The organism is Klebsiella sp. R390 (assembly GCF_051131745.1).
In the GTDB taxonomy this organism is placed as follows: Bacteria; Pseudomonadota; Gammaproteobacteria; order Enterobacterales; family Enterobacteriaceae; genus Klebsiella.
Genome location: NZ_CP180445.1, coordinates 1,630,691 through 1,652,356, shown reverse-complemented (window position 1 = coordinate 1,652,356; position 21,666 = coordinate 1,630,691). Strand labels below are relative to the sequence as shown.

Genomic DNA, 21,666 nt, shown 5'->3' with positions numbered 1-21,666 from the left:
GCGGCCCGCGATCGTGGCGGGCCGCCGTCTGGCAAATGTGACCGTTTTGCCGTTCGTTTTGCTACCCTTTGCCCTACGTACAGGCGAGTCATTCTCCTGTCATCTTCGTTAAGCATGCTCTGGCGAGCCAATTTTTGCTGAGTAGGGAAAGTGCATCATGTCCAACAATCTGACGATTTTCGACCTGGATAATACCTTGATTAAGGGCGACAGCAGCACGGTCTGGAGCCGCTTTCTGGTACGGGAAGGTTGGGTGAGCGATCCGGCGTATCTGGCGCGGGAAACCCTGCTGATGGATGATTACGATCGTGGTGAGATGAATATCGCCGACTATGTTGCGTTACTGCAGGCGCCGCTGATCGGCGTGCCGCAGGCTGAGGTTGACGCGCTGGTGGCCCGCTGCGTGCGCGAAGAAATTATGCCGCGGGTCTACCCGCAGGCGTGGGATCTCCTGCAAACCTTACGCGCACAGGGCGAACAGATGCTGGTGATTTCGGCCTCGGTGAGTCTACTGGTTCATGCGGTGGCGCAGGCATTGGGGATTGAGCAGGCGCTGGGTATCGATGTGGAGATGGCCGATGGCGGCTACAGCGGCGTGATTGCCGGCACGCCGAGCTATCAACAGGGGAAAGTGGTGCGGCTGGCAGCGTGGCAACGGGCCCATCCTGAATATTCGGGTGAGGTGACCTTCTACACCGATTCGATTAACGACCTGCCGCTGTGCCTGCATGCCGACCATGTCCGGCTGGTCAATCCCTGCCCGCAGCTCACGGCGGCAAATGCCCGGCACCAGTGGCCGGTGCTGGAGTGGCGGCTGTAATCTCCCCGGAGGCGGTACTGCGCACCGGTCCGGGCTACCAGACTGCACTGGCCTGTAGCCCGGACAGGCGCATTGCGCCGCCTCCGGGAAACGCTAATCAGCTTTAAATAGCGGTACCACGCTGCCGCCAATATACCGGCGGCGCAGCCACGCGGAGAGCGTATCCATCGCCATCACCACCGCGACCAACAACAGAGTAATAAACATCACCACGTCCCAGTTCCACAGGCGCATATTCTCCGCATAAATCAGGCCGATACCGCCGGCGCCGACGAAACCTAACACCGCGGCGGAACGGGTATTCGACTCAATCTGATACAGGCTCAGCGCCAGAAACGTCGGGAACGACTGGGTAAAAATGCCGAAGCGATGTTTCTGCAAGCCGTTGGCGCCCACGGCGGTCAGCCCGCGCCCTGGCGAACGGTCGACCGCTTCATGCCCTTCGGCATACAGCCGCCCGAGCAGCCCGGTATCCTGCATGATAATCGCCAGCACCCCGGCCAGTGGCCCCAGCCCCACGGCACGCACAAAAATCAGCCCCCAGATAGCCATATCAATACCGCGCAGGACGTCAAACAGACGGCGCATCAGCAGAGCGATAAAGCCGGGGATAAGCCCGCGCATGATGTTGCGCGCCGCGAGGAAAGAGAGCAGCAGCGCAATAACCGTAGCGGTCAGGGTGCCGACGAAGACAATCGCCAGCGTGATGCCGATTTGCGTGAAGTAGTAGCGGAAGGGCCAGTTCCAGAAATCATGCCAGACAAACATCCGCAGCAGATAACGGCTGATTTGCTGCAGCCCGGTCGCCAGCTGCTCGCTGCTGATACCGAACTGCATAAAGAACCAGATGTAATAGAGCACGCTCGCCAGCGTCAACAGCCCGACGAAACGCAAATAGCGCCCCTGAGCCCGATACAACTGCCGATGCTGCCGACGGCTGGCGGCCACATCCGGTTGGTTTTGCCATTGACTCATTTTTTCCCCTCGAGAACCCACTGTCGCAGGCGGCCGGACAGCATATCCAGCAGCGACACCACGATAATAATCAGCAGCAGCGTGATGCTGACTTGATCGTAACGATCCAGTTTGATGTTGGTCATCAGTTCCTGGCCGATCCCGCCGGCGCCCACCAGCCCCAGAATGGTGGACGAGCGGAAGTTAATCTCCAGGCGCATAAAACCGTAGGAGAGAAAGATCGGTTTGACCTGCGGCCACAGCGCAAAACGGATCCGCTGTATCGGCGAGGCACCGCACGCCAGTAGCCCGCGCACCGGCTTGTCCTGAGCACTCTCTACCGCTTCGTAAAACAGCTTGGTGAGGCTGCCGACGGTGTGCAGCATTAGCGCCAGAAAGCCGGGAATTGCGCCAATGCCGAAGGCCATCACGAAAATCACCGCCCACGCCAGCTCCGGCATGGTGCGTAAAAAGGCCACCACCACACGGATGGCAAAGCGCAACGGCGGCGGTGACCAGGCGTTGTTGGCGGCAAGAAACGCCAGCAGGGTGGCGAGAGCTACCGCCACCAGCGTCGACGCCAGCGACAGCTGTAAGGTTTCCCAGATCAGCGGCAGCTGAATCGGCAGCCGGTAGCCCCAGTAGGCCAGCGAGCCTTTAGTGTGGGCGTCGGCAAACAGGGTGCTGATATGGAGCGTCGGCAGCGTCTCATACATGTAATCGAGAAAATTCGGCAGCGAGTGCCAGATGGTGAAGAGATTAAATTCAGCGGCGCTGCCGGCGGCGAAGTAGAGCACCAGTAAGAGCAAGGACCAGCCAAAGGTGTCGCGCTTTTGCCGCGACCGTACCTGCTGGTAATAACGTTCAAATTCGGTGTTCGATATATTCATACGTCGATGGGTCTTCAGCATGCCGCCGCCTCACGCTGGTGGTCGCGGAGGCGGCGTGGGGGCGGGATTAACGCGCGCTCACCAGCTCGCGTTTCATATCGATAATCTGCTGGAAATCGGCCACGCTGCCCGGGCCGATATGCTGGGTACCGCCCATGGCTTTGATAAAGCAGGCGTGGTCTTCGGTATCCAGTTTTTTGATCGCGGTGACCACTTTGGCTTTGAAATCAGCCGGCAGCGCATTGCTGACCAGGATCGGGCCGTTGGGGATCAGCGGCGATTGCCAGATGATGCGGATCTGCTTCATCAGATCGGGATGATCCATACGAATCAGGCGGTTAAAGGCGCCAACGCTGTAGCCGCTGTTGTAGTCGCCGACCATCGAGGTCCAGGTGACCGCCCCTGCGAACTGGCCGTTCAGAACGCCGAGAATGTCCTGCTCGTGGCCGCCGGAGAAGGTGACGCTGGAGAAGAAGTTTTTGTATTTATCATCCGACGTGCCACCGAATTTCTGTTTAAAGGCGTGGTTCGGGATCAGGAAGCCGGAAGTGGAGTCCGGGTCAGCGAAGCCAAACGCTTTGCCTTTCAGATCGTCTAACGTTTTGTACGGGCTGTCGGCTTTCACGATCACCACTGAGTGGTAGCCGCGGGACTGATCTTTATCATCCACGGCGATCCCGACAATATCGACCGCTTTCGGGTTATTGATATAAACGGAAGCGTAGGACGAAGGCGACATGCTCAGCACCACGTCAACTTTACCGCCCAGCAGACCCTGGATAACGCCGGAATAGTCGGAAGAGTTACGTAATTTAGTATCGACGTTCAGCTCTTTATCGAGGAACTGTTTGACGCACTGGTTATCACCAATTTGCTGGGTGGCGTTCTGGCCCCCAAGGATCCCCAGATTTAATTCTTTTGGCTGTTCCGCAGCACCTGCCTGCCAGGCCATCATTATTCCCGCAACCGCTGCGGATAAACGAACTGCACCAGTGATGTATTGTTTCATTATGTTGTCCGTGTGAGTGGCAATTAATGCAATTGGCTAATTTCATCCCCGTACAGCTGATGCAGAATGTCCTGCGTCAGCCGTGAAGGATGGTCGTCAAAAATAATGTTGCCCTTCGCCACGCCAATAACCCGCGTGCAATACTCTTTCACCAGCTCCACCGAATGCAGGTTCACCATCACGCTGATGCCCTGTTCGCTGATTTCGCGCAGGACATTCATGATGCGCTGCGTATTTTTGGGATCGAGAGAGGCAACCGGCTCGTCGGCCAGTAAAATGCCAGGGTTCTGCATCAGCGCGCGGCAGATGGCGACGCGTTGCATCTGGCCGCCGGAGAGATTTTCTGCACGCTGTAGCGCGTGGGGCAGCATGTTCATCCACTCCAGCAGCGAAATGGCGCGCGCCCGGTCGGCGTCAGGGAAGATCTTAAACAGGGATTTCAGCGTTGAGGTCTGGCTCAGGCGGCCCAGCAGCACGTTGGTCAGCACGTCGAGGCGTGGCACCAGGCAAAAGTCCTGGAATATCATGCCGCATTCGCTGCGCCAGGCGTTTAACGCCCGGCCCGTCAGCTTCGCCACATCGTGGGGCATGCCCACTTCCGGGTAGCTGAGGATCTCGCCGCCGGTGGCGCTGTGGGTGCCGTTCAGCACATGCAGCAGGGTGGATTTCCCGGCGCCAGAGCGGCCGATCACCCCCACCAGTTCGCCGGCATGGAGATCGAAACTGATGTTATCCAGCACGGTTTGCTGCGCGCTGTAAGACTTATTCAGGTTGCGCACGCTTAAGACTTTCCGCTGCCGGGCGCCATCCGGCTGAACCGCTGGCGGATAATCGCTGTCGCTGACCATGGCAAGAGAACTATTCATCAGAGTGTCCAGATTCGTCATTAAACTGGGCACTATTAATGGTGTTTTATGTGATCGTTATATGACGGTAAGGCGAAAGAATGGTGAACGGCGCGGTTATTGCGTGAGCACAGACGGCGAAACCGACAGGGAAAAACGGGCCCTGGCGCAGGATGCCAGGGCCAGGCAGACGGCCCGTCAGGCGGCCTGGCCGCGGGCGTGGCGTCGGGTAAAGCGGCGGTTGGCCAGCAGGCTCAGGCCACAGCACAGCAGATAGTAGACCACGCCGGTGAAGACAAAAATCGCCAGCGGGTAGATCTGTACCCGGTTGTTGACCTGACCGGCGACGGTGGTCAGCTCCGGGACGTTAACGATAAACGCCAGCGACGTGTCTTTCAGCAGATTGATAAAAATCCCCACCAGCGACGGCTGCACGTTGCGCAGCGCCTGGGGCAACAGGATAAAGCGCAGCGTTTGCCCGGCAGAAAAGCCCTGGCTGCGCGCGGCTTCAGGCTGACCGGCGGGTAACGACTGCAGGCCGGCCAGTACCGAATGCATCACCGACGCGGCGGTAAACCACGCCAATGCCAGGGTGACCGTTACCGCGCCCGGCAGGTCGCTCCCGGTGAGCATCGGCAGCAGATACCATAGCCAGAAAATAACGAAAATTAGCGGAATACCGCGAATTAGCTCGGCCCACAGAAACAGTACCCGACGCACCGTGCCGCCGTAACGCCAGGCAGCCCCGGCCAGCACAATGCCGAGAGGCAACGCCAGCGCCGCCGCGCCAATCGCCATCATTAGCGTCAGGGCAACGCCGCCGGGAATGCCTTCTGCCAGTCGGCCCCACAGCAGGTAATCGAGGTTATCGGCGATCACCGCCAGATTAGCGTTCATGCGACAGGCTCCTGAGCGGCGTTTTGCCCGGGCCGAGACGCGTCAGCACCATCCCCATGATCACCCCGAGCGCCAGATACAACGCCGTACCGACGGCAAAAGCCTCCAGCGCGTGGGCGTTATAGCTCTCGATTTGCCGTACCTGGTAGGTCAGTTCAGCAAAGCCGATGCCGCTGGCGAGCGACGAGAGCTTCATCAGGTTCAGATACTGGCCGACGATCGGCTGCCAGGCGTTACTCAGCCCCTGGGGCAGCAGGATATAGCGCAGTTCGCGCCACGGCGTGAAGCCTTGCGCGAGGGCCGCTTCCCGCTGGCCGTGGCTGACGGCACGTAGCCCGGAGGCGATCTCTTCCACCAGAAACGCCGAGGTGAACACCCCCAGCCCCCACATGGAGCAGAGAAACTCCGGCGTCAGCCACCAGACGTTGCCCGGCAGAATGGACCAGGCGTGGTCAGCATTAATGAAATCCCGCACCGGCAGCGGCAGCAGGTTCCAGGCAGCGAAATACCAGAACAGCAACTGCACCAGCAGCGGGGTGTTGCGAAACAGCGAAACCCAGCAGGCGACCAGGCTGCGCCCGGCTCGCCCGCCGCCTAAACGCAGGGCCAGCAGCACAATGGCCAGCAATGTGGCCAGCAGGATGCCGGCGACGCTGACCCACAGGGTGGTGAGAAAGCCGGAAATAATCCACTGTAGCGGCTGCCCGCTCAGCACGCCGTGCCAGTCGAGTAGCGGGGTCATTCGAGGCTCTCCTGGTGCAGCGGATCCAGTACTTTTTGCAGAAAGCGCCGGGTGCGGGCGTGCTGTGGCCGGGCGAAAAAGTCCGCCGGAGGTGCCACTTCGAGAATATCGCCGCCGTCGATAAACACCACCCGGTCGGCAATATCGCGGGCGAACTGCATCTCGTGAGTGACCACTACCATGGTGATGCCGCTGTGGGCCAGCTGTTTCATGACCAGCAACACTTCGCCAATCATTTCCGGATCGAGCGCTGAGGTTGGCTCATCGAAGAGGATAATTTGCGGCGAGGAGGCGAGCGCCCGGGCGATAGCGACGCGCTGTTGCTGGCCGCCGGAGAGCTGAGAGGGCATATGTTGCGCCTTGTCTTCCAGCCCGACCTGTTGCAGCAGCTCCAGCGCCCGCCCGCGGGCGGCGTTTTTTTGCCAGCCGTGGACGCGCTCCAGCGCGAGGGTGATATTTTCCTGTGCCGTCAGATGGGCATAGAGATTGAACTGCTGAAACACGAAGCCGACGCGGCTGCGTAGCTGACGCAGGGCGCTGCTCGTCAGCTGGCGGGTGGGTTTCCCGTCGATCAGTATCTCGCCGCTGCTGAGGGATTCGAGCTGGTTGATCAGGCGGATCAGGGTTGATTTCCCCGATCCCGACGGGCCAAGGATCGCCACCACTTCTCCCGGCTCAATCTGCAGGTCGATCCCGTTGAGGACCTGATGGTCGCCGTAACGCTTGGCCGCCTGGCGAAATTCGATACTGGCGCGCTGCAAATGCGAAAAATCCGCGGCCGAAGCCGCGGAGCGTGAAAACAGACCCGATAACATATTATTTCGCTTCTATGGTAAACGCGCGCGGCTGTGGGGTTTTGGTGGCAGGACCAAACCAGACATCATAGATTTTTGCCGCCTGGCCGGACTGCTCCAGCTTCACCAGCTCGTCGTTGACCGCCTTCAGCAGCGCGGGTTCACCTTTTTTAACCCCCACACCAATCTCCTCTTTGCTCAGCAGGTCGGGGATGATTTTAAAGCTGGCTTTGTCCGGGGCCTCCGCCAGCAAACCGGCCAGAATGGTGCTGTCCTGGGTAATGGCCTGGACGTTGCCGTTGCGCAGCGCGGTCAGCGCCAGCGGAATATCGTCATAGGAGAGCACTCGCGACTGCGGGAAACGTTGGTGCAGCGCCTGTTCGCCGGTGGTGCCTTTGACCGCGCCGATCCGCGCCTTGCTGTAGCTGTCGAGCTGGTCCGGCGATTTGACCGGCACGAGGAACTGCTGGCCGGTAACAAAATACGGTGTTGAGAAATCAATCACCTGAGCGCGTTCCGGGGTGATAGTGATGTCGGCGACGATCAGGTCAGCCTTGCCGGACTGCAGCAGTGGAATACGGTTGGCCGGGTTAGTCGCGACCAGTTCCAGTTTTACTCCCAGCGACGTTGCCAACGCTTTGGCAAAATCGACGTCATAGCCCACCAGCTGGTGGGTTTTTGGATCAACCGAGCCAAACGGCGGGTTGGCATCAAAAGTGGCGACTTTGACCACGCCTGCGGCCTTGATATCGGCCAGTTGGTCTGCCTGGGCCTGGGTGGTCAGCGCCAGAATCCCCAGTGCTAACGCGAGTGTTGTTTTTGCCATGCGCATAATCTATTCCCCTGAATCCCTGTTTTTATGTTGTGGCTATTACGCTCCCACAGATTCACCAGACCGGGCAAAGAAGAAAAAATGCTTATTTATATCGAAATACACATAAGGAAGTTATGGGTATCGCTGCGCCGGCTATGTGGACATACCGGGCGATGGGATCGCGGGCAATATGCATCTTCTGGGATTCGAAACCCGGAATTGATATTTCCCGCCCGACGTCATCTGTGGTTGAAATAACGTCAGACACTTTGCGTCCCAACGGAGGAAAAATGAAAGTAGCACTTTGGCAACGGATCACGGGCTGGCTGGCGTTTTTATCTAACGGTGAAGCCGGGCAGCAAGATACCCAACGCATGATGGAGGCAATATTGCCGGTCGCCAGCCTGTACGGCGTGGATATCGCAAATGTTGAAACCGGGTGGTTCCGTCATGATAAAACATACTGAGCGACGCAGGACGCGTGAAGCCTACTGGAATGAGGTGTGCTTTGTGTAGCGCGAGGCTACTGGCGGTTGCGGTAAACGGGACAGAAGCCGCAGCCGCCAGCAGCTTTAATTGTTGCCAATCCCTAACGGTTTGACCTTGCCATGCAGCGCCGGATTATCGCTTTCATCTTTGAGATGCACGCCGGTAAGACGACGTAAAAACGCCTGCTCCAGCAGCCACGCCAGCTTAAAGGCGGCGGCTTCATATCCCAGCCCGTCCGGGCGAATATTCGAAATACAGTTGCGCTCTGACTCCAGCCGCTGACGATGCGGTTGCCAGGTCAGATAGACCCCGAGGCTGTCCGGAGACGAAAGCCCCGGGCGCTCGCCAATCAATATCGCCACCGCTCTGGCCCGCAGCGTTTCGCCAATATCATCGCCCAGCGCCACCCGCGACTGGTGGGCCAGCACCACCGGCGCCAGGCTGATGCCCAGCGTCTGCAGGTAGGGCAGCAGGGCGCGAATCAGCGGCAACGCCTGACGGTGTACGGCATACGATGACAACCCGTCGCCAATCACCAGCAGCAGGTCCGCCGGACGGGCACCGCTGGCGGCCAGATCGGCACGGCTGGTATCGCTCAACCGCCGTCCGAGATCGGGGCGATTAAGGTAAATATGGCGATCGCTGGCGGCGCTGTGCACCGTTAACGATGACAGCCCCATCTCCGCCAGCGGCGGCTCCAGCTGCTCACTTTCAAATGGCCGATGAATCGCATCGCGGGCCCTGGCATGGGCAAGGCCGAAATTGAGCACTTCACGAGTGGGCAGGCTGGCGCCGCTGCGCCCCAACGCGATCCGCGCATCGGTAAATTCGCGTAGCGGGTTCCAGGCATCGGGTCGGTTCATACGGGGGCTCCTTGCGGCAGGACGGAGAGCAGCGGATGGCGGGCATCGGTCAGGCGCAGGGTGCCGTCCGGGTCGATAATCTGCATTTTCGCCAGCCAGGCGGCAAACTCAGGGGCGTGCTTTAGCCCCAGCAGGCGGCGGGCGTACAGCGCATCGTGAAACGAGGTGCTCTGGTAGTTGAGCATGATATCGTCGGCGCCCGGCACGCCGATGAGAAAGGTCAGCCCGGCGTTGCACAGCAGGGTCAGCAGCGTGTCCATATCGTCCTGGTCCGCTTCCGCATGGTTGGTGTAGCAGACATCGCAGCCGATCGGCAGCCCCATCAGCTTCCCGCAGAAGTGGTCTTCCAGACCGGCGCGGATAATCTGCTTACCGTCGTAGAGATACTCCGGGCCGATAAATCCCACCACCGTATTGACCAGCAGCGGCTCGAAATGACGGGCCACGGCGTAGGCGCGGGCTTCGCAGGTCTGCTGATCGACGCCGTGATGCGCGTTGGCAGATAGCGCGCTGCCCTGTCCGGTTTCGAAATACATCACGTGGTTGCCCAGCGTGCCGCGATTGAGGCTCAGGGCGGCCTCGCGCGCCTCCTGCAACAGTGCCAGGTTGATACCAAAACCGCTGTTGGCCGCCTCGGTGCCCGCCACCGACTGAAACACCAAATCCACCGGCGCCCCGCGTTCAATCAACTGCAGGGTGTTGGTGACGTGGGTCAGAATGCAGGACTGGGTCGGGATGGCGAAGCGCTGGATAATATCGTCAAGCATATGGTTGAGCTGCGCCAGGACCGGCAGGCTGTCGCTGGCCGGGTTGATGCCGATCACCGCATCCCCCGCGCCGTACAGCAGGCCGTCAAGCATACTGGCGGCGATCCCTTTCATGTCATCCGTCGGATGATTGGGCTGCAGGCGGACGCTAAGGTGCCCCGGCAGGCCGATGGTATTGCGAAAGCGGGTGATGACCCGACACTTGCTGGCCGCAAGGATCAGGTCCTGATTGCGCATCAGTTTGCTGACCGCCGCCGCCATTTCCGGAGTGATCGCCCGGGCCACCTGTTGCAGGGTGGCGGTATCGGTGGCGTCATCCAGCAGCCAGTCGCGAAAATCCCCCACCGTCAGGTGACGAATGGCGGCAAATGCCGCGCTGTCGTGGGTGTCGATAATCAGCCGGGTCACCTCATCCTGCTCATACGGAATGAGAGGATTGGCCAGAATCTCCGTCAGCGGGACGTCCGCCAGCGCAATTTTCGCCGCCATCCGTTCTTCGGCGCTATCGGCGATCACCCCCGCGAGGGCGTCGCCGGAACGGGCTGGCGACGCCTTTGCCATCAGCGTTTTCAAACTATCAAAGCGCCATACCTGGCCCGATAGCGTGGTTTTATACATGCCGACTCCTTACGAAACGATGCGCAGCTGCGGATCCAGCAGAGCGCGTTCACGGGCTGAGGCGGTTTTGCGAAACCACAGATAGCCGCCCAGCATCATGGCCGCGAAAATCAGCGCCAGTAGCGGGTTATACCAGACCATCGCGACCAGGCAGAGCACCGCCATCGCCAGCGCGAAGGCCGGAGCCCACGGGTAGAGCGGCGCACGGAATGGACGAATCAGGTTCGGCTCGCTGCGGCGCAGCTTAAACAGCGCCGCCATCGAGGTGATATACATAACAATAGCGCCAAATACCGACATCGTGACGATGCAGGCGGTCAGCGGCATACCGCTGATAGTGATCAACGAGTCGGAGAAAATCGCCGCAATGCCGACCACGCCCCCGGCCAGGATCGCCAGATACGGGGTGCGGGTGCGGCGGTTGAGGGTGGCAAGGCTGGCGGGCAGGTAGCCGGCCCGCGCCAGGGAGTAGATCTGGCGCGAATAGCCCATAATGATGCCGTGGAACGACGCCACCAGGCCAAACAGCCCCAGCCACACCAGCATATGCAGCCAGCCGCTGCTGCTGCCGACCACCATTTTCATCGCCTGCGGCAGCGGATCGTTGATATTGGCGAGAGTGCGCCAGTCGCCGACGCCGCCGGCAAACACCATCACCCCGATAGCCAGTACGGTCAGGGTCAGAATGCCGCCGCCGAGCGCGCGTGGAATGGTGCGCTGCGGGTCTTTGGCTTCTTCGGCCGCCATCGACGCGCCCTCAATGGCCAGAAAGAACCAGATAGCAAAGGGAATGGCGGCAAACATTCCCGGCAGCGCCAGGCCGCTGAAGCTTTCTGCTCCTGCCCAGCCGTTGGCGGTAAAGTTGCTCCATGAGAAGCCCGGTGCGACGACCCCCATAAACACCAGCAGCTCGAAAATCGCCAGCAGGGTGACAATCAGCTCGAAGGTGGCGGCAATCCCGACGCCAAGGATATTCAGCGTCATAAAGACCACGTAGGCGCCGCAGGCCACCCATTTGGGATCCAACGCCGGAAACTGGACGTTAAGATAGGCGCCGATCGCCATGGCGATAGCCGGGGGCGCAAAGACGAATTCAATCAGTGTGGCAAATCCGGCAATAAAACCGCCGGTGGGGCCAAAGGCGCGGTAGGCATAGGCAAACGGCCCGCCGGCGTGCGGAATAGCGGTGGTCAGTTCGGTAAAGCTAAAGATAAAGGCGCAGTACATGGCGGCAATCGCCAACGCCACAATCATAAAACCCATCGTCCCGGCCTGGGACCAGCCGTAGCTCCAGCCAAAATACTCGCCTGAGATCACCAGCCCGACGGCTATCCCCCATAAACGGAAACTGCCGAGCGTTCTTTTTAATGTTGTCGTTTGCCCTGTCATATTCACTGCCTCGCCAGATGAAGAGACTTATAGCGTTGCAAAGAGAATGCCATCTTCCCGGCATGGACTTGCGCGCGCTGGCGTGAGGCGATGCGCAAAAAAGAGGCGGCCTGCACGACGATTGACAACCGTTATGGTGCAGACCGCCTGTTGAGGCTCAGGCGGTGGGCGAGCGGGGTTATTCGCTGACGATGGCGCCAGCATCTTTGCGGATTGCCGGGCCGCTTTTCACCTTCAGAGTGAGGCCTTTGGTCTCCAGTTCGGCGTTACGCACCCGGATGCCGTTCTCGGCTTCAATATTGACGTTGGTAAAATGGAAGCCGCTGAGCGGGGCTTCCGGCGTCCCGATGATATAGGCCGCGGCTTTGCTGTTGCCGGTCGAGGTTAAATTTTCGACGGTGATATTGCTAAAGTGCGGCGTTTTGTACGGGTCGAACGGCTGTTTTGGATCGCTGTCCGGCGGATAGATCTGTTCGCCGAGGGTAAAACCGCCCGCCTGCAGCTGTTTATCGACTTCCGCCTGCACAATTGGTGCCGCTTTGTAGTACGCGGAGAACACCAGCGGGACCTCGACGTCATGCATTTTGGTATTGCGGTAAACGATGTTCTTCACCTCGCCGCCTTTGCCGCGCGGGCTTTTAATGCGGATGCCGTACATCGAGCCCTCAAAGGTATTATTTTCCACCACGACGTTATTGACCCCGCCAGAGCTTTCGCTGCCGATGGAGATCCCGCGTCCCTGCTTCAGGGTGTTGTTGGCGATGTAGATATTACTCACCACCCCATCAGGGAAACGCGGGTCGGCTTTCTCTGCTTTGATGGCGATATGGTCGTCATTGCAGTCGATGTAGTTATTGGTAATGCGGATATTCTGGCTATCAATCGGGTCGATAGCATCGGTATTCGGCGCATGCCAGGGCGAAAGAATGCGCGTGCCGTTGATATCGACATCGTGGGCGTAGCGGGTCACCACGTGGAAACTTGGCGAATGGGTCAGGGTGACGCCGTCGATCAGCACGTTGTTCGCACGGGTGATGTAAATCAGCCGTGGTCGGTCGGTGCCGCCTTTCTTGCCGGTGGCGCGGATATTTTCCCGCCAGCGTTCCCACCACACCGCGCCCTGGCCGTCGATGGTGCCTTCGCCGACGATCGCGACGTTTTGCGCATCGGCGATGCTAATAAACGGCAGCCAGCCATTTTCCGCTTCGGCATATTTGGTTTTGTCATCGCCGCGATAGGCCGCGACTTCGGTCGACGCCACCAGGGTGGCCTCTTTTTCCAGCTTGAGCTGAATATGGCTTTTCAGAAACAAAGGGTTAGTCAGATAGTTGCCCTTGGGGACCAGCACGGTTCCTCCGCCTGCGGCGGCGCAGTCATCAATTGCTTTTTGGATGGCTTCGGTATTGAGCGCAATTTGCAGGCGGTGGCCCTCCGCGCCGTAGCGGGTGATATCACAGACTTTATCGGGAAAGGTTACCTGACTTGCCGCCTGCGCGGGCACAACCGGCAGGATGCCCGCCGCGGTCACGGCAGCCAACAGAGGAAGAGTACGGCGTTTCATGAATGCGTCCTTTTTTGGTTTTGTGTTTTATAAAATTAGCACTCGCATTTTATTATTAGGCATGCGGCGATCACGATTTACGCTTTGTGGTTAATTTGCCTGAATATTGCGCGTTTTTTTCTGGCGTATGCCCATCAAAAAATCGCGCTGGCGGCGAGAATGTGCGGGGGGTTTTGCAATTTGACGTGGGGCAGGGTATAACAAATCCTCTTTGGATGTTTAGATGTCCATACGTTTAGAAGGTAATATGCAAACAACACCACAACAAGGTGGGCAGTTAAAGCGCACCATGAAGACCCGCCACCTGATCATGCTGTCATTGGGGGGCGTTATTGGCACAGGGTTATTCTTCAATACCGGCTATATCATCTCCACCACCGGCGCGGCAGGTACGCTACTGGCCTATCTGATCGGTGCGCTGGTGGTGTGGCTGGTGATGCAGTGTCTGGGCGAACTGTCGGTGGCGATGCCGGAGACCGGCGCGTTTCACGTCTACGCCTCACGATATCTTGGCCCGGCCACCGGGTATACCGTGGCGTGGCTGTACTGGCTCACCTGGACGGTGGCGCTCGGTTCCAGCTTTACCGCTGCCGGATTTTGCATGCAGTACTGGTTTCCGCAGATCCCGGTGTGGATCTGGTGCGTGCTGTTTTGCGTGATTATCTTTGGCCTGAACGTGATTTCTACCCGCTTTTTTGCCGAAGGGGAGTTCTGGTTCTCGCTGGTGAAGGTGATCACGATTATCGCGTTCATTATTCTCGGCGGCGCCGCGATTTTCGGCATTATTCCGATGCAGGATGGCTCGCCGGCTCCTGGTCTGCATAACATCACCGCCGAAGGCTGGTTCCCGCACGGCGGGCTGCCGATCCTGATGACCATGGTGGCGGTGAACTTTGCGTTCTCCGGTACCGAGCTGATTGGCATCGCGGCGGGAGAGACGGAAAACCCGCATAAAGTGATCCCGGTGGCCATTCGTACCACCATCGCCCGGTTGATTATCTTTTTTATCGGCACCGTCTTTGTGCTGGCGGCGCTGATCCCGATGCAGCAGGCCGGGGTGGAAAAAAGCCCGTTCGTGCTGGTGTTTGAAAAAGTCGGTATTCCGTATGCCGCGGATATTTTTAACTTCGTGATCCTGACGGCTATCCTCTCAGCGGCGAACTCCGGGCTGTATGCCTCCGGGCGGATGCTGTGGTCGCTGTCGAATGAAAAAACGCTGCCGGCGTGCTTTGCCAAAGTGAATAAAAACGGCGTCCCGCTGACTGCGCTGTCGGTCAGTATGCTAGGCGGCGTGCTGGCGCTGTTCTCCAGCGTCGTGGCGCCGGATACGGTCTTTGTGGCGCTGTCGGCGATTTCCGGTTTCGCGGTGGTGGCGGTATGGCTAAGCATTTGCGCCTCGCACTTTATGTTCCGCCGTCGCCATCTGCAGCAGGGAAAAGCGCTGAGCGACCTGCACTATCGTGCGCCGTGGTATCCACTGGTGCCGGTGCTGGGCTTCATTTTATGCCTGGTGGCCTGCGTTGGCCTGGCGTTTGACCCCAGCCAGAGAATTGCGCTGTGGTGCGGGATCCCATTCGTGGCGCTGTGCTATGGTGCCTACTATCTGACCCGTTCACGGAAATTGACCCAGGAGCCTCAACATGTCGCAGAATAATCCGTTAACCGCCATCCTCGCCAGCCAGCCCTTTGTCCTGCTTGATGGCGCAATGGCGACGGAGCTGGAAGCTCGCGGCTGCAATCTGGCCGACAGCCTGTGGTCGGCAAAAGTGCTGCTGGAAAACCCGCAGCTGATCCGCGATGTGCATCTCGATTACTTCCGCGCCGGGGCGCAGGTGGCGATCACCGCCAGCTATCAGGCGACACCGGCCGGGTTTGCCGCCCGCGGGCTGGATGAGGCCCAGTCGAAAGCGCTGATCAGCCGTAGCGTTGAGCTGGCGCGCAAGGCGCGGGAGGCTTATCTGGCGGAGAACCCGCAGGCCGGCACGCTGCTGGTGGCCGGTTCCGTTGGGCCGTACGGCGCGTTCCTGGCGGACGGATCGGAGTATCGTGGCGACTATGTGCGCAGCCGCGAAGTGTTTCAGGATTTTCATCGCCCACGCGTAGAGGCGCTGCTGGATGCCGGGGCCGATTTGCTGGCCTGCGAAACCCTGCCATCGTTTGCTGAGACAGCCGCGCTGGCGGCGTTGCTGAGTGACTACCCAAGCGCGCGGGCCTGGTTCTCGTTCACCCTGCGTGACAGCGAACATCTGAGTGACGGAACGCCGCTGCGTGAGGCAATAACTCTGCTGCAGGGCTACCCGCAGGTGGTGGCGGTGGGGATTAACTGCATCGCGCTGGAAAACACCACCGCAGCGCTGGCGTATCTGCAGAGCCTGACTCCGCTGCCGCTGGTGGTGTACCCGAACTCCGGTGAGCATTACGACGCGCAGAGTAAAACCTGGCATCATCATGGCGAAAGCTGCGCCACGCTGCAGGATTATCTGCCGCAATGGCTGGCGGCAGGGGCGAAGCTGATTGGCGGCTGCTGCCGGACCACGCCGAAGGATATTGCCGAGCTCAACGCACGGCGCTGAGGTCGCGTCGACTTACCCGACCTGCTGCTGTTACGCGCTGCAGGCCGGGTAAGGCGTCAGCCGCTATGCATCACGCCGCATCGGCTAAGACAAACATCCCGTAGGGGTGGATTTCAAGGTAGTAGTGCTCGCCGACGTCCGGCTGCAGGCGGGTGGCGTTGACCTGCAATAAGATCTCCTGCCCGTGCCACTCCACCGTCACCTCATACTGCGGCCCCATATACGCCACGTGGCGGATCACGCAGCGCTGGCTCTCCTCGCCACGATCGCTCAACGTAATCGCTTCCGGACGCACGCCGACGGTGCCCGCACCTTGAGTGACAAAATGCGCTGGTCGCGGCAGACGGTAGCCGGAGATATCGACCACCTCCTGGTGGAAGGTGGCCGGAAACAGGTTGGCGTCCCCCATAAAGCTCGCCATAAAGCGGGAGGCGGGCTGGCGGTAGAGATCCTGCGGCGAGCCCATCTGCATAATATGCCCCTTGTTCATCACCAGCACGGTATCGGAGACCGCAAAGGCTTCGCTCTGATCGTGGGTCACGTACAGCGAGGTGATATCAAACTGCTTTTGCAGCTCGCGGATCTTGTCACGCATGCTGCGGCGCAGGTTGGCGTCGAGGTTGCTCAGCGGCTCATCAAATAACAGCACTTTCGGCTTGAGGATCAGCGCCCGCGCCAGCGCCACGCGCTGCTGCTGACCGCCGGAGATCTGATCGACATAGCGGTTTTCGAATCCTTCCAGATCCACCATCGCCAGCGCCTCTTTGACGCGGGTTTTCACTTCGCTGCGCGATACGCCCAGCATTTTCAGGCCATAGCCGACGTTTTCTCCCAGCGACATATGCGGGAACAGGGCGTAGGACTGAAAGACCATGCAGATATCGCGCTGCTGAATCGAACGATGAGTCACGTCTTCGCCATCAATGAAAATCTGCCCTTCACTGGGTTTTTCCAGCCCGGCCACCAGGCGCAGTATGGTGGTTTTCCCGCAGCCGGAAGGGCCGAGCAGGGTCACCATTTGCCCCTGGGGGATCGTCAGGTTGATGTTGTCGATAACCATGTTGCTGCCGAATCGCTTGGTGACGTTGCGCAGTTCAACAAAATTTTTCTGGCTCATAGTGCGCTCCATTACGCCTGGTTTTTGGCTTTTGAGCGGGAGATGCGTGCTTCCCCGATCAGCCAGTCAAAGATGAAAATAATGGTCAGCATGACCACGATCAGAATCGAACCGTAGGCGATCGCCACCCCGTACTCGCCATCCTCCACCCGATTGAGGATGTAGGCCGTCGCCACGCGGGTATCCGGCGTCACGAGGAACACGATGGCGCTGACGGTGGTAATGGCGCGCACAAAGCTGTAGATCAGCGCCGAGAGGATCGCCGGGCGCAGCAGCGGCAGCAGTATGTGGGTGATGGTGCGTAAGCTCCCGGCGCGCAGGCTGAGGGAGGCTTCGTCCAGCGACTTATCAATCTGGCCTAACCCGGCGATCCCGGCGCGGATCCCGACCGGCACGTTACGCATCACCATCGAGATAATCACGATGGCCGCGGTGCCGGTGAGATACACCGGGGCGCTGTTAAAGGCGAGAATATAGGAGACGCCCGCCACGGTGCCCGGTACCGCGAAGCACAGCATGGTGGTGAATTCGATGGTCTTTTTGCCTTTGAACTGCTGGCGCACGACGACCCAGGCGATCAGCAGGCCGAAGGCGGCGGTGATCGGCGCGGCGATCCCGGCATACAGCAGGGTGTCGAGCAGGGAAGGCCAGGCTCCGTCGCTCATGCCCTGGCCAAACAGCTTGATAAAGTTATCCAGCGTCAGGGTGTAATCGACCCCCCAGTTGACGGTAAAGCTGCCGTAGAAAATGCTGCCGTAGAGCAGGGCGTTAAAGGCGATCCACACCGCCAGAATGGCAATCACGCTCCACACCAGAGTGACCGGCAGCGGCTGAACGTCGCCGCGGTAGGACTTACCCGATACCGTGACGTAAGAGCGCTTACCAATCCACATATACTGGATGCAGAACACCAGCAGCGAGAACAGCAGCAGGAAGGCGCCCAGGGTGCTGGCGGCCTGATAATCGAGCTGCGAGCCGGTGATATAGAAGTAGATTTGCGTCGCCAGTACGTCGAAGTTACCACCAAGCACCAGCGGGTTACTGAAGTCGGCTAGCGACTGGACAATCACAATCAGGAAGGCATTTGCGAGCGCCGGTTTTAGCAGCGGGACAAACACGCCATTAAAGGTTTGCCAGCGGCTGGCGCGCAGGGTGTACGACGCCTCCTCCAGCGAAGGATGAATGGTTTTGATTGCCCCATCGAGGATCATAAAGGCCATCGGGGTGAAGGCCAGCACCTGCGCCAGCCAGATGCCGGTAAAGCCGTACAGCCAGTTGGTGTTGGTCAGACCGAACCACTCGACCATAAACTCGGTGACGTAGCCGGAACGGCCCATCATCAGCGTGACGCCCAGACCGACGACGAACGGCGGGGTGACGATGGGCAAAATCGAGAAAATGCGGCCAATAATGGCGCTTCGCTGGGCGATGCGGGTGGTGTAAATCGCCAGCACCAGGCCAAAGAAGGTGCAGCCGACGCCGACCGCCATCGACAGGGCGATGGAGTTGAGGATCACCTGGACAATGTGCGCCTGCGACAGCACGGCCATAAACGCCAGCGGAGCAAACTCGCCCGCCTCATTGGTGAACATCGGGATGAAAATAGCGATGCTTGGCCAGACGATAAACACGCCAATTAACGCCACGATGGTGACCAGAGAGCCAATCACAAAGCGATCGCCGCCCAGCCATTCGAGGCGCGTCAGGGCGGTGGTCATAATGGCGCCCAGCGCGACAAACAGGACGATGGTGGCGTAGCCCAGGCCGCGGCCGGCAACGGTGGCGCTGATAACGATAAACGCCATGCACAACAGCGCCCAGCCGGCATCGAGGTAGTGACGGCTGCGCTGCTCGCGCCTGGCCTCGTGGAACGGACGGATCAGCAGCAGGCTCGGCAGCAGATACCACAGCCAACTGACCGTGAACTGTGACCAACCGTAGGCCGCGAGAATTTCATCGCTGGTGGACTCCAGCAGACCGTAATCCAGGCTCCAGCTTGGCAGCAGGGCAAACGCCAGCCAGCCGAGCAAAACCCAAAGGAATATCGCATCCCGTTTTTTCGCGGGATGGAGTGCAAGTGTGTGTGACATAGCGATTCCGGTAAGGTTGGCCGGGTAAGGCGCTGACGCCATCACCCGGCAAATGAACGCAATGCGGGTTTATTTACCCATCTTCACTTCGCTAACCCACTTATTGATCAAGGCTTTACGAACATCGGTAGAACCGTATTTATCCATGTCGTAGTTGATAAGCTTCAGGTCATCGAGCTTCAGCGAGTTTGGCGAGGTTTCGGCAGTGGTGTTGGTCAGGATCTGATAGGACTTGCCTTTCTTCCATGCCAGCTCCTGGGCCTCTTTCGACAGCACCCAGTCAACAAACAGTTTGGCGTTGTCGAGGTTGCGCGCGCCCTTCAGAATGCTGATACCGCCAATTTCATAGCCGGTGCCTTCACATGGGGAAATGAGCTCCAGCGGGGCGCCCTGTTCTTTTTCCAGCGAGTAGTCGTGCAGGAAGCCGATGCCGATGGCCGTTTCACCGCGGGCGGCGTTGCGCGCCGGGGCAATACCGGATTTGGTGTACTGAGAGACGTTGGCGTTGAGCTGCTTCAGGTAATCAAAGGCCTGATCTTCCCCCCACAGCTGGGCGAAGGTTGCCAGCGCGGTGTAGGCGGTGCCGGAACTTTGCGGGTCGGCAATCTGAATTTCGCCTTTGTATTCCGCTTTGGTCAGATCCTTCCAGCATTTCGGGACCGGCAGGTTTTTCTCTTTCAGGCGCTGGGTGTTGACGCCGAAGCCGAGAATACCGACGTACACCGCCGAGGAGTAGTTACCTTTCAGCTTCGCCGGATCGCGAAACTGCTCCATCACCTGCGCCAGGTTGGGGGATTTATAGGGCTGCAGCAGACCCATTTCACCGGCCTGAGACTGCGGGTCAAGGGTGCCGCCGTACCAGACGTCCGCCTGCGGGTTTTTCTTCTCGGCATCGACCTTCGCCAGGGTACTGCCGGAACCGTTGCGGATGAATGACGTTTTCACGTCATATTTTTCTCCGAAGGCTTTGGTTTCGGCTTCACACATTTCATTGGTGGCGCTGCAGTAGACTACCAGGCGACCTTTGGCATGTGCCGCGCCGCTCAGGGTGGCCAGCGCAATGCCGGAAGCTATCAGGGTAGTGACCAGAGTTTTTTTCATTGTTTTATCCTTTGACCAGAAGCGGGGGTCATGCCCGCCATCAGCAGCGGCATCAGCAATAGCCCCATAAGTACTGCCGCGACCGAGAGCGAACTGAACATCCCGGGCCAGCCGTAGCGTTCAATAACCAGTGACAGCGGCCAACCTGCCAGCGCCGCGCCCAGATAGGCGAACAGGCCGAGAAAACCACTGATCGAACCCGCCGCCGCTTTGTGTCCGGCTTCCACCGCCGCGAGGCCAATCAGCATCTGCGGGCCAAACACGAAGAAGCCCACCGTAAAGAAACAGATCGCCAGCAGGGCATAGTGATGCACGGGAGCCAGCCACAGGGCGGCGACGGACACCATCAGCCCGAGCGTAAACAGCAAAATCATCGGCGCCCGCTGGCCGCTGAACAACAGATCCGAACCCCACCCGGCAAACAGCGCGCCGAGTAAACCGCCGGCTTCGAACAGCATCACCGTGGCATTGGCGCTGAGCAGGTTGACGCCGTGGCTCTCCGTCAGCCAGATGTTGCCCCAGTCGTTAAGCGCAATGCGGATCAAATAGACCAGCACATACGAGACGCCCAGCAGCCAGAGCATCGGGTTGTTGAGCATCGTGGTGCGCCACATTTCCCACAGCCCCATTGGCGGGCTTTGCTGCTCCTGACGCAGCTCTAACGGGTCGTTACGCCAGCGGCCAACCGACGGCAACCCCTCTTCCTGCGGCGTGCCTTTGAGCTGGAGCATCAGCCATAAGCCCGCGGCCATGCCAATGGTTCCGGGGGCCAGCATCGCCGCCTGCCAGCCCCACCAGTGGGCGGCGAAGGCGCTAATCAGTGGGATAATCGCCCCGCCGATGTTGATCGACATATTCCAGCATCCCCACCAGAAGCCGCGTTCATTGCGCGAATACCAGTGGGTCAGCAGCCGGGCGCAGGGCGGCCATCCCCAGCCCTGAAAAAAACCGTTCAGCGTCCAGACCGCCAGCAGCAGCGTCAGCGACTCGCCGAAGGCGAACACCACGTTCAGCAGGCCGGTGGCGAACAACCCAATGCCCATAAACCAGCGCTGTCCATGGCTGTCGTGCCACAGCCCGGCGGTAAATTTCGACAGCCCGTAGGTCAGATAAAACAGCGACCCCAGCAGACCGATATCGCCTTTATCCAGACCGAGATCCGTTTGTAACGCCGGAAGCACGTAGTTGACGCTTTTTCGCGTCAGATAAAACGCCGCATACCCGATGACCATGCACATCAGCAGCCGTGGGCGAAGCGCCCGGTAGCGTTGGTTGATCTCGCGTGTTGTGCCTGAGTGCATGGCCGCCTCCGTTGGGCTGACTATAAGAAAGG

General features: G+C 59.4%; 20 protein-coding genes. 4 read left to right on the top strand and 16 right to left on the bottom strand.

Features of this window, described 5'->3' with window-relative positions; genetic code table 11:
- Positions 1-157: 157 nt before the first annotated feature.
- Complete coding sequence (locus ACMYSP_RS07715; protein ID WP_434586239.1) at positions 158-820, top strand: HAD family hydrolase; 663 nt, start codon at positions 158-160, stop codon at positions 818-820.
- Positions 821-913: 93 nt separating this feature from the next.
- Here the strand turns inward: ACMYSP_RS07715 and phnE (ACMYSP_RS07710) are convergent, their stop codons facing one another.
- The 8 genes from phnE (ACMYSP_RS07710) to ACMYSP_RS07675 all read right to left on the bottom strand — a co-directional run bounded on the left by phnE (ACMYSP_RS07710) (position 914) and on the right by ACMYSP_RS07675 (position 7,783).
- Entirely contained in the window at positions 914-1,795 is an 882-nt protein-coding gene (phnE, locus tag ACMYSP_RS07710) for a phosphonate ABC transporter, permease protein PhnE (RefSeq protein ID WP_434586238.1), read from the bottom strand.
- Positions 1,792-2,664 (bottom strand): phosphonate ABC transporter, permease protein PhnE, encoded by an 873-nt coding sequence (phnE, locus tag ACMYSP_RS07705; RefSeq protein ID WP_434587038.1) that lies wholly within the window; start codon positions 2,662-2,664, stop codon positions 1,792-1,794. The genes phnE (ACMYSP_RS07710) and phnE (ACMYSP_RS07705) overlap by 4 nt, the downstream gene beginning before the upstream one ends.
- 67 nt (positions 2,665-2,731) lie before the next feature.
- On the bottom strand, positions 2,732-3,673 hold the full coding sequence (phnD, locus tag ACMYSP_RS07700; protein WP_434586237.1) for a phosphonate ABC transporter substrate-binding protein: 942 nt from the start codon (positions 3,671-3,673) through the stop codon (positions 2,732-2,734).
- Positions 3,674-3,696: 23 nt separating this feature from the next.
- Entirely contained in the window at positions 3,697-4,539 is an 843-nt protein-coding gene (phnC, locus tag ACMYSP_RS07695; RefSeq protein WP_434586236.1) for a phosphonate ABC transporter ATP-binding protein, read from the bottom strand.
- A 177-nt stretch (positions 4,540-4,716) separates the two neighbouring features.
- Positions 4,717-5,415, bottom strand: a complete 699-nt coding sequence (locus ACMYSP_RS07690; RefSeq protein WP_434586235.1) for an amino acid ABC transporter permease — start codon at positions 5,413-5,415, stop codon at positions 4,717-4,719.
- Positions 5,405-6,157 (bottom strand): amino acid ABC transporter permease, encoded by a 753-nt coding sequence (locus ACMYSP_RS07685; RefSeq protein ID WP_434586234.1) that lies wholly within the window; start codon positions 6,155-6,157, stop codon positions 5,405-5,407. The genes ACMYSP_RS07690 and ACMYSP_RS07685 overlap by 11 nt, the downstream gene beginning before the upstream one ends.
- The gene (locus ACMYSP_RS07680) at positions 6,154-6,972 is read right to left on the bottom strand and encodes an amino acid ABC transporter ATP-binding protein (protein ID WP_434586233.1); all 819 of its coding nucleotides are present in this window, start codon (positions 6,970-6,972) and stop codon (positions 6,154-6,156) included. The genes ACMYSP_RS07685 and ACMYSP_RS07680 overlap by 4 nt, the downstream gene beginning before the upstream one ends.
- Position 6,973: 1 nt before the next feature.
- A complete protein-coding gene (locus ACMYSP_RS07675) occupies positions 6,974-7,783 on the bottom strand; it encodes an ABC transporter substrate-binding protein (protein WP_434586232.1) in 810 nt (269 codons plus the stop codon).
- Positions 7,784-8,055: 272 nt separating this feature from the next.
- Between ACMYSP_RS07675 and ACMYSP_RS07670 the strand changes: the two genes are divergently transcribed.
- Positions 8,056-8,232 (top strand): hypothetical protein, encoded by a 177-nt coding sequence (locus ACMYSP_RS07670; protein WP_434586231.1) that lies wholly within the window; start codon positions 8,056-8,058, stop codon positions 8,230-8,232.
- A gap of 105 nt (positions 8,233-8,337) precedes the next feature.
- On the opposite strand, the gene eutC is transcribed toward ACMYSP_RS07670, so the two are convergent.
- From eutC to ACMYSP_RS07650, 4 genes are all read right to left on the bottom strand, one after another.
- Positions 8,338-9,117 carry an ethanolamine ammonia-lyase subunit EutC gene (eutC, locus tag ACMYSP_RS07665; protein ID WP_434586230.1) on the bottom strand — a complete coding sequence of 260 codons (780 nt, stop codon included), beginning with the start codon at positions 9,115-9,117 and terminating at the stop codon, positions 8,338-8,340.
- The gene (locus ACMYSP_RS07660; protein WP_123755615.1) at positions 9,114-10,502 is read right to left on the bottom strand and encodes an ethanolamine ammonia-lyase subunit EutB; all 1,389 of its coding nucleotides are present in this window, start codon (positions 10,500-10,502) and stop codon (positions 9,114-9,116) included. Before ACMYSP_RS07660 ends, eutC begins: the two co-directional genes overlap by 4 nt.
- Before the next feature lie 9 nt (positions 10,503-10,511).
- Entirely contained in the window at positions 10,512-11,891 is a 1,380-nt protein-coding gene (gene eat / locus ACMYSP_RS07655; RefSeq protein ID WP_434586229.1) for an ethanolamine permease, read from the bottom strand.
- A 178-nt stretch (positions 11,892-12,069) separates the two neighbouring features.
- Positions 12,070-13,452, bottom strand: a complete 1,383-nt coding sequence (locus tag ACMYSP_RS07650; protein ID WP_434586228.1) for a glycoside hydrolase family 28 protein — start codon at positions 13,450-13,452, stop codon at positions 12,070-12,072.
- A 247-nt stretch (positions 13,453-13,699) separates the two neighbouring features.
- Between ACMYSP_RS07650 and mmuP the strand changes: the two genes are divergently transcribed.
- Together mmuP and mmuM are read left to right on the top strand one after the other, a co-directional pair.
- The gene (gene mmuP, locus ACMYSP_RS07645; RefSeq protein ID WP_123755618.1) at positions 13,700-15,106 is read left to right on the top strand and encodes an S-methylmethionine permease; all 1,407 of its coding nucleotides are present in this window, start codon (positions 13,700-13,702) and stop codon (positions 15,104-15,106) included.
- The gene (gene mmuM, locus ACMYSP_RS07640) at positions 15,093-16,025 is read left to right on the top strand and encodes a homocysteine S-methyltransferase (protein WP_434586227.1); all 933 of its coding nucleotides are present in this window, start codon (positions 15,093-15,095) and stop codon (positions 16,023-16,025) included. Before mmuP ends, mmuM begins: the two co-directional genes overlap by 14 nt.
- 70 nt (positions 16,026-16,095) lie before the next feature.
- On the opposite strand, the gene fbpC is transcribed toward mmuM, so the two are convergent.
- The 4 genes from fbpC to uhpC all read right to left on the bottom strand — a co-directional run bounded on the left by fbpC (position 16,096) and on the right by uhpC (position 21,634).
- A complete protein-coding gene (gene fbpC / locus ACMYSP_RS07635; protein ID WP_434586226.1) occupies positions 16,096-17,142 on the bottom strand; it encodes a ferric ABC transporter ATP-binding protein in 1,047 nt (348 codons plus the stop codon).
- 11 nt (positions 17,143-17,153) lie between these two features.
- Entirely contained in the window at positions 17,154-19,232 is a 2,079-nt protein-coding gene (locus tag ACMYSP_RS07630; protein ID WP_434586225.1) for an ABC transporter permease, read from the bottom strand.
- 69 nt (positions 19,233-19,301) lie between these two features.
- Positions 19,302-20,333, bottom strand: coding sequence for an ABC transporter substrate-binding protein (locus ACMYSP_RS07625; RefSeq protein WP_434586224.1), 1,032 nt, complete (start codon positions 20,331-20,333; stop codon positions 19,302-19,304).
- Positions 20,330-21,634 carry an MFS transporter family glucose-6-phosphate receptor UhpC gene (uhpC, locus tag ACMYSP_RS07620; RefSeq protein ID WP_434586223.1) on the bottom strand — a complete coding sequence of 435 codons (1,305 nt, stop codon included), beginning with the start codon at positions 21,632-21,634 and terminating at the stop codon, positions 20,330-20,332. The genes ACMYSP_RS07625 and uhpC overlap by 4 nt, the downstream gene beginning before the upstream one ends.
- Positions 21,635-21,666 lie beyond the last annotated feature (32 nt).

Excerpts from the sequence above, each read along its gene's own strand:
- mmuP (WP_123755618.1), top strand. The coding sequence starts at position 13,700 with ATGCAAACAACACCACAACAAGGTGGGCAGTTAAAGCGCACCATGAAG.
- ACMYSP_RS07660 (WP_123755615.1), bottom strand. The coding sequence starts at position 10,502 with ATGTATAAAACCACGCTATCGGGCCAGGTATGGCGCTTTGATAGTTTG.
- fbpC (WP_434586226.1), bottom strand. The coding sequence starts at position 17,142 with ATGAGCCAGAAAAATTTTGTTGAACTGCGCAACGTCACCAAGCGATTC.
- uhpC (WP_434586223.1), bottom strand. The coding sequence starts at position 21,634 with ATGCACTCAGGCACAACACGCGAGATCAACCAACGCTACCGGGCGCTT.
- ACMYSP_RS07715 (WP_434586239.1), top strand. The coding sequence starts at position 158 with ATGTCCAACAATCTGACGATTTTCGACCTGGATAATACCTTGATTAAG.
- phnD (WP_434586237.1), bottom strand. The coding sequence starts at position 3,673 with ATGAAACAATACATCACTGGTGCAGTTCGTTTATCCGCAGCGGTTGCG.
- eat (WP_434586229.1), bottom strand. The coding sequence starts at position 11,891 with ATGACAGGGCAAACGACAACATTAAAAAGAACGCTCGGCAGTTTCCGT.
- ACMYSP_RS07675 (WP_434586232.1), bottom strand. The coding sequence starts at position 7,783 with ATGCGCATGGCAAAAACAACACTCGCGTTAGCACTGGGGATTCTGGCG.
- ACMYSP_RS07690 (WP_434586235.1), bottom strand. The coding sequence starts at position 5,415 with ATGAACGCTAATCTGGCGGTGATCGCCGATAACCTCGATTACCTGCTG.
- phnE (WP_434586238.1), bottom strand. The coding sequence starts at position 1,795 with ATGAGTCAATGGCAAAACCAACCGGATGTGGCCGCCAGCCGTCGGCAG.
- ACMYSP_RS07625 (WP_434586224.1), bottom strand. The coding sequence starts at position 20,333 with ATGAAAAAAACTCTGGTCACTACCCTGATAGCTTCCGGCATTGCGCTG.
- ACMYSP_RS07680 (WP_434586233.1), bottom strand. The coding sequence starts at position 6,972 with ATGTTATCGGGTCTGTTTTCACGCTCCGCGGCTTCGGCCGCGGATTTT.
- ACMYSP_RS07670 (WP_434586231.1), top strand. The coding sequence starts at position 8,056 with ATGAAAGTAGCACTTTGGCAACGGATCACGGGCTGGCTGGCGTTTTTA.
- ACMYSP_RS07630 (WP_434586225.1), bottom strand. The coding sequence starts at position 19,232 with ATGTCACACACACTTGCACTCCATCCCGCGAAAAAACGGGATGCGATA.
- mmuM (WP_434586227.1), top strand. The coding sequence starts at position 15,093 with ATGTCGCAGAATAATCCGTTAACCGCCATCCTCGCCAGCCAGCCCTTT.
- phnE (WP_434587038.1), bottom strand. The coding sequence starts at position 2,664 with ATGAATATATCGAACACCGAATTTGAACGTTATTACCAGCAGGTACGG.
- eutC (WP_434586230.1), bottom strand. The coding sequence starts at position 9,117 with ATGAACCGACCCGATGCCTGGAACCCGCTACGCGAATTTACCGATGCG.
- ACMYSP_RS07685 (WP_434586234.1), bottom strand. The coding sequence starts at position 6,157 with ATGACCCCGCTACTCGACTGGCACGGCGTGCTGAGCGGGCAGCCGCTA.
- ACMYSP_RS07650 (WP_434586228.1), bottom strand. The coding sequence starts at position 13,452 with ATGAAACGCCGTACTCTTCCTCTGTTGGCTGCCGTGACCGCGGCGGGC.
- phnC (WP_434586236.1), bottom strand. The coding sequence starts at position 4,539 with ATGAATAGTTCTCTTGCCATGGTCAGCGACAGCGATTATCCGCCAGCG.